The organism is Alteromonas sp. 5E99-2 (assembly GCF_017368475.1).
Classification (GTDB): domain Bacteria; phylum Pseudomonadota; class Gammaproteobacteria; order Enterobacterales; family Alteromonadaceae; genus Alteromonas_F.
The window spans coordinates 198,104-204,103 of record NZ_JAFNJE010000006.1; the positions used below are offsets into that span (position 1 = coordinate 198,104).

At 38.1% G+C, this 6,000-nt stretch carries 7 protein-coding genes and 1 tRNA gene; 6 read left to right on the plus strand and 2 right to left on the minus strand.

The genetic code is table 11. The features are described from left to right. Positions 1 to 67 precede the first annotated feature (67 nt). Together J3L16_RS08675 and J3L16_RS08680 are read left to right on the plus strand one after the other, a co-directional pair. The gene (locus tag J3L16_RS08675; RefSeq protein WP_207612573.1) at positions 68 to 757 is read left to right on the plus strand and encodes a glutathione S-transferase; all 690 of its coding nucleotides are present in this window, start codon (positions 68 to 70) and stop codon (positions 755 to 757) included. Positions 758 to 816: 59 nt separating this feature from the next. Continuing rightward, positions 817 to 1,023, plus strand: a complete 207-nt coding sequence (locus J3L16_RS08680) for a hypothetical protein (RefSeq protein ID WP_207612574.1) — start codon at positions 817 to 819, stop codon at positions 1,021 to 1,023. 55 nt (positions 1,024 to 1,078) lie between these two features. Here the strand turns inward: J3L16_RS08680 and J3L16_RS08685 are convergent, their stop codons facing one another. After that, positions 1,079 to 1,627 carry a carboxymuconolactone decarboxylase family protein gene (locus J3L16_RS08685; protein WP_207612575.1) on the minus strand — a complete coding sequence of 183 codons (549 nt, stop codon included), beginning with the start codon at positions 1,625 to 1,627 and terminating at the stop codon, positions 1,079 to 1,081. Between the two features lie 112 nt (positions 1,628 to 1,739). Here J3L16_RS08685 and J3L16_RS08690 point away from each other — a divergent pair, with 112 nt between their 5' ends. Next, the gene (locus J3L16_RS08690; protein ID WP_207612576.1) at positions 1,740 to 2,318 is read left to right on the plus strand and encodes a TetR/AcrR family transcriptional regulator; all 579 of its coding nucleotides are present in this window, start codon (positions 1,740 to 1,742) and stop codon (positions 2,316 to 2,318) included. A gap of 127 nt (positions 2,319 to 2,445) precedes the next feature. Here the strand turns inward: J3L16_RS08690 and J3L16_RS08695 are convergent. Then, positions 2,446 to 2,522: transfer RNA gene (locus J3L16_RS08695), tRNA-Met, on the minus strand. Between the two features lie 418 nt (positions 2,523 to 2,940). On the opposite strand from J3L16_RS08695, the gene J3L16_RS08700 reads away from it, so the two are divergent. The 3 genes from J3L16_RS08700 (at position 2,941) to J3L16_RS08710 (ending at position 5,888) form a co-directional block, all read left to right on the plus strand. Beyond that, the gene (locus J3L16_RS08700; RefSeq protein ID WP_207612577.1) at positions 2,941 to 3,339 is read left to right on the plus strand and encodes a DUF3718 domain-containing protein; all 399 of its coding nucleotides are present in this window, start codon (positions 2,941 to 2,943) and stop codon (positions 3,337 to 3,339) included. Between the two features lie 122 nt (positions 3,340 to 3,461). After that, positions 3,462 to 3,719, plus strand: a complete 258-nt coding sequence (locus J3L16_RS08705; RefSeq protein ID WP_207612578.1) for a hypothetical protein — start codon at positions 3,462 to 3,464, stop codon at positions 3,717 to 3,719. A 171-nt stretch (positions 3,720 to 3,890) separates the two neighbouring features. After that, positions 3,891 to 5,888, plus strand: a complete 1,998-nt coding sequence (locus tag J3L16_RS08710) for an extracellular solute-binding protein (RefSeq protein WP_207612579.1) — start codon at positions 3,891 to 3,893, stop codon at positions 5,886 to 5,888. The last annotated feature ends 112 nt before the right edge of the window (positions 5,889 to 6,000 follow it).

A 6,000-nucleotide genomic window follows, 5' to 3' on the forward strand; every position in this document is an offset into this window, starting at 1 on the left:
TAATTGGTTTTAAAATTCAACACGCCTTATTCCCTATTAATATTAACCTTGAGTATTGCCTCCTAAAATGAATCACACCTCAAGTTACCCCATACTTTACTCATTAAGACATTGCCCTTACGCAATGCGAGCCAGAATCGCTATATATAAATCGCGAAAATCGGTGCTATTACGAGATTTAGTATTAAGCAATAAACCACCTGAAATGCTAATAAGTTCACCTAAAGGCACAGTTCCTGTGTTAGTGGTAACCGACAGTGAGGACGGTGAGGCAGGTGAATGCGTTATTGAGGAAAGTATAGAAGTCATGCTCTGGGCTTTAGCCCAAAGTGATCCTAATGACCTATTGCATAAAGATAATACAGATGCTTTGCCCGAAATGTTTCGCCTAGTGTCTCGCTTTGATACTGAATTCAAAAACGTATTAGAAAAATACAAATGCGCCAAGCGTTACAAAGAAAGTAATTTGATTGAATCCAGACAAAAGTGTGAACCTTATTTGTTAGAATTAGAGCAACGTTTACAACACCATTCTTTTTTAATATCCGATAAGGAAAGTTTTGCCGATATCGCCCTACTCCCTTTTATTCGCCAATTTGCCCGTGTAGAACGTCAGTGGTATTTGCAATCACCTTACCCAAACCTTAGACAATGGCTAAACACTTACCTACAAAGTGTTATGTTTACTAAGGTAATGGCTAAATACCCTTTATGGATGGATGAGCGTAAAGAACTTATCTTTCATTACAAAAACTGAACTTAGTGGTTGTTTTTTCATCTGAATAACGTAAACATGGAACACATTTAGGAAAATCTATGAAAGTACGTTTAATCATTGCATCTTTATCTGTTGTGTTAACGAGTTGCAGTAATCAGCAGTTGTATCAATTTGGACAGAGCGTTCAAGAAGGCCAGTGCATTGAAAACGCTGTATCAGAAGAGCAATACAATCAGTGTAAAAATGCAGAAAAAAAAGCATATAAAGAATACGATAGAGAAAGAAAAGGCGTTAGTAAAAAATAAACTCCCGCTTTTTGAATTAAGCGGGGTTTATTGAGTTTCAGTTAACTTTTATAGGTTACTTAGCCCACGCAAACATTGAGAACTTTTCATCTATCGGTGTTTCAGCTAAATGATTGGTATAATTACTCATTACTTTTTGTCCCAACACTAAAATAATATCGAGCAAATTCTGCTTGGTGAAACCTGCAGCATAAAACAACTCAAGATCAGTATTATCAACCACACCTCTATTTCTCACTATCAGAAGCACAGTGGTTCTCAACGTTTCAAGCTTTGGCGATTGAAGCGGGCTTTGTGTACGCAACGCTTCAGTAATACCGTCATCCACTTCCATCATTTTCGCAATAGCAGTATGAGCAGGAACACAATAATGGCAAGCATGTTCTACATTAATGGTTTGCCAGACTACGGTTAATTCATCTTTATTAAAAGACGACTTTTGCGCTAGGCTGTGCAGCGTTTGATAACCTTCTAGTAAAACAGGGGATTCAGCCATTACTGCATGTAAATTAGGGATCATACCAAAGCCTTTTATAGACTTATCTAACAACGGCTTAGCTGCATCTGGTGCGGTATCTATATTATGAAGTTCAAAATTACTCATTATTGGACCTTGTTATCATTAACTCACTTTAGGAAGAACAAAGATAACTGGACTTGAACACTTGTTCAAGTTAAATTTGAACAAATGTTCAAATTGTTATTTTAGGCACCCAATGAAATACAAACCTGCTGATGCATTAAACAAAGCAACCGAGCTGTTCTGGCAAAAAGGATTCCAAGGAACAAAAATGCGCGACTTACAAGACAAGCTCGATATGCGCCCAGGTAGCATTTACGCAGGTTTTGGCAGTAAAGAAGGGTTATTTTTACAAGTTATTGATTGTTATGTAGAGCAAAGCCTGAAAAAAATAGACGATTACAACGAATTAGCAAAAACGCCTTTAGACGCTCTTTATAACTTTGTGACTGATTATATTTTTGTAGATGGAAAGTTAGAAAATTGTCGAGTTTGTTTGCTGGTAAAAACGGTATCTGAAACGGAAACAGGCCCAGAACACTTACATGCTCATGCTTTGGCTGGACTTGAAAAGATGGAACAAAAATTCTGCGAGTTGTTTACACAAGCTCGACAGCAGGGATTGTTAAAACAAGAAGCTAACCCAGAACTGTTAGGTAAATGGCTTCAAATGCAAATTATGGGGTTAGTGATGTATTCAAAAAATTGTACAAACAAAAATGATATAACAATGATGATTGAGTCGGTATTTTCTAGCTTTCAGCCCCACGTTTAATACAGGTTTGTAAGTATTTACGAAAGGAATTCTGAAGATTGCTATAAAACAATACAGAGTTAAATGATTAACTATAAATAATGAATTTTTTTGTGTTTTTTAAACTTCAACATAGGACATGTTGAAGTGGTTGCGGGAGCTGGATTCGAACCAACGACCTTCGGGTTATGAGCCCGACGAGCTACCAGACTGCTCCATCCCGCGTCCGGATTTATTGAGTTAGCTTAGTGCGTACTGCTCTTTGCTGCTCAAGTGGGGCGTATTATACATAGCAAAATTAGGTGCGCAAGCTTAGTTTTCACTTTTTTTACAGTTGGCCTATTAATTGCTCACACAGTGAGCGATTAGTGCTTTATTCGCACAATTACAGTTAAAGAGCACTCTAAACTCTCCTATTTAACGATAGCCGAAGACCAGTTTATTCAGTTTTAATTGGTTATTACTTTGCAGCGGCAATAAATAAACGACAAAATTCTATGGTTATTAAAAGAAATACCTAAGTATCACTATTGCTGTTTTTCTATTTTCATTTTTTGTCTTTAATACACCCCATCGAAAGGCTAACAACCTGACGTCAGAATTTAATTAACTATTACTAATAATCTCTTACGAGGACTTAACCATGTTGAAAATTGTTAAAACTTCTCTAATCCTAGCGACTGCTACTCTAGGTTTTTCTGTTCCAGCTCAAGCTCAGGACGTATCTGAAGCACTTGCAAACATTTGCACAATCATCAAAGCAGATGACAAAGGTGAACTTAGAAAGAAAATGCGTACAGTACAATCTGATTACAATATGAAGCTACGTGATTACTACTCGGGTATCAGTTGTAACGGCAACAGTTTAATTCGCACAGCAATGCTGAGTGACGCAGTTGAAACAGGTACATTGCTTGTGAAAAAAATGCCTAAGTCAGAATTAGCAAACCCCGAGCAAGATGGCAAGACTCTATCTGCGTGGATTTCAGAAAATGATCTTTCTGCCAGCCCAATTGCAACAGTGTTAAATGAAAGAATCTAATGATTTTAATTTGCATCATGCTGAACTTTTCAACATGGTCGTAGAGCAATGCTCTGCACTCTTAAACGGCTCCTGATACGGAGCCGTTTTCCCTTTCAAAGTTACGATGAATGGATACTCAAATGAGTGATATTTTACGAAAAGTTAAATTCGTTTCAGTTGCACTGTCTATGTGCGCGACGTTAGGACAAAGCGCCTTCGCAAATGAAAAAATATTGGGCATCGGGCAGATGGTAGAAAAAAAGAAGGTTAGCGCCGTTAATAACAGCAGCGATTTATTTGCGAAAATGGCGTTACATACAAGCAAAAAACAACGCCCTCAAAATAAACAATATCTTTTAAATGAGAATATGCCTTATTCGAACAACAAAGCAGAGTAATCCCTTTCACATTTTAAAAGCACACATGCCATTGGGCCGATTCACATAAATAATCAGGCCAAATTACGTACAACTGCTATTATAGATAAAGACCCGATACAGATTGGAAATATCATCTATAATATGTTGTTACGATCTCTATTTTTTTTCCCTCTTTTTTTAGCCGTCTCGTTGAGCCCAACAAAAACAACACTGGCTAACGAAAAAGTCTATATCGCTGCTGCTGAAAAAATACCTTATATATCCCAGTCTCAATCAAATCAAGGTTACGTCTACGAAGTTCTGCAACATGCATTTGAACGCTCTGGTTATGAAGTAGATATCGACTTTTATCCTTTAGCTCGCGCAAAAAAACTTGTTCTGGATGGTCGCTTAGATGGTTATCTAACACTTTCATCATCAAACCAACTTAAAAGCAACAAGTGGTTATCGCAACCATTTCCCGCAGGTCAAATGGGTCTGTTAAAAAGAATTGATAACCCCCAGCCTTTATACGCCAATACAAGCACTCCCATACTTCAACAATTAATGAATGTGAACAAGTTTCAGTTTAGTATGGTGAGAGGAAGTGATTTAACCGATGTAAAAGAGTATGTCCCTGAATCCAGCATACAATGGGTTGTAAACGAACTTCAAAACATCGATGTTGTAGCCGCACAAAGAACTAATTTCGCCATTATTGATAAGTTTAGCGCTGGCGACCTTATTGTATCTCGTCGCCCTCATTTAATAGGCAAATTAGAATTTTTACCTACGACTATCGCTGACCAGCAATTTCACATTAATTTTTCGAATGAATCACCTCGAAATACAATTTTATTGAAAGCCTTCAACTCAGGGCTACAGCACATTACCGCTGATGGCACCCTTGACACTATTTTAGCAAAATATGGCTTTTTCCCTTCAAGTCAAAAATCGGATTTAACCACAAAGCTAGTCATTGGAGCCGTTGACTCTATAGATATTTTATTATTGAAAGAAGTGTCTAAATTATATGAAGAGCAAAACCCCACAGTGCATTTAGAATGGCGTTTAATGAATGAAACGACACTACGCACTCGGGTTTTAACGGATTTAGCATTGTCCGATGGCCAATTTGACGTAATGACCATTGGTGCGTATGAAACTCCCATTTGGGCTAAACAACAATGGCTAACTGCGTTGGAAAACCTGCCGAAAAGCTATGATATCGAGGACATTGTAAAACCAGTTAGAAACGTACTTTCTATTAGCGGTAACTTTTACGGCTTACCCATTAACGCTGAAAGTTCGGTTTTGTACTATCGAAAAGATCTCTTCTTAAAAGCAGGTCTGTCGCTACCAATTCAGTTTACTTACGAAACGCTCATCGAATATTCAAAGCAATTACATCAAATCGAGGATGGCGTTTCAGGAATATGTTTGCGAGGTAAACCAAGTTGGGGAGAAAGTATCGCGTTAATCAGCACTATTGCTCAAAGTTATGGCGGAACGTGGTTTGACAGCGATTGGCGGCCTCAGCTTAATACTCCTCAATGGAAAAAAGCACTTGAAGTTTACATTCTCTTAACCAAAAACTATGGACCAGCAGAAACAAGTAATAAGGGATTCAATGAGCTACTTACGCTATTTTCAAGCGGACGTTGTGCGATATGGATAGACTCAAGTGTTGCTGCCGGCACCTTGTTTAATCCAAACACATCCCAAGTGAGTGAAGATGTAGCCGTTACCAAAGCGCCGAGTGGCTATTTGTCTGCGCCTTCTGAGTGGTTTTGGACTTGGGCTTTTGCAATTCCCACCTCTTCAAAACATAAACTAGAAGCAACCAAATTCATTACTTGGGCAACATCAAAAGAGTACATCAAACATATTGCCCGTAACAAAGGCATTTATTCCGTTCCCTCTGGTACTCGCTATTCAACTTATGATACTCGTTTTAGTGATATCAAAGTCCCTTATAGCGCAATTACCTTAAGTACCATAGAAGCAAGCGGCGCAAAATACCAAAATTCAAAAGCAAAACCTTACTTAGGGATTCAATACGCCAGTATTAAAGAATTTCCTGCAATAGGGAATCAAGTAGCGGATTTAATTGATCAAGTTGTACGCGAACAGTTAACCGTAGATGAAGCACTAAAAGCTAGCCAAGCTATTGCCGAAAAACAAATGAAAGCATCGGGTTATTACTAGGGCGTGTTGATCTTTGATGTACAATTTTGCAGCGGTTTGTGCCCTATTTATGCAATGCAGAACGACTGTAGTGTAGTTACTCTACATAAAGGAGTGATAAAGCAGCAGAAAT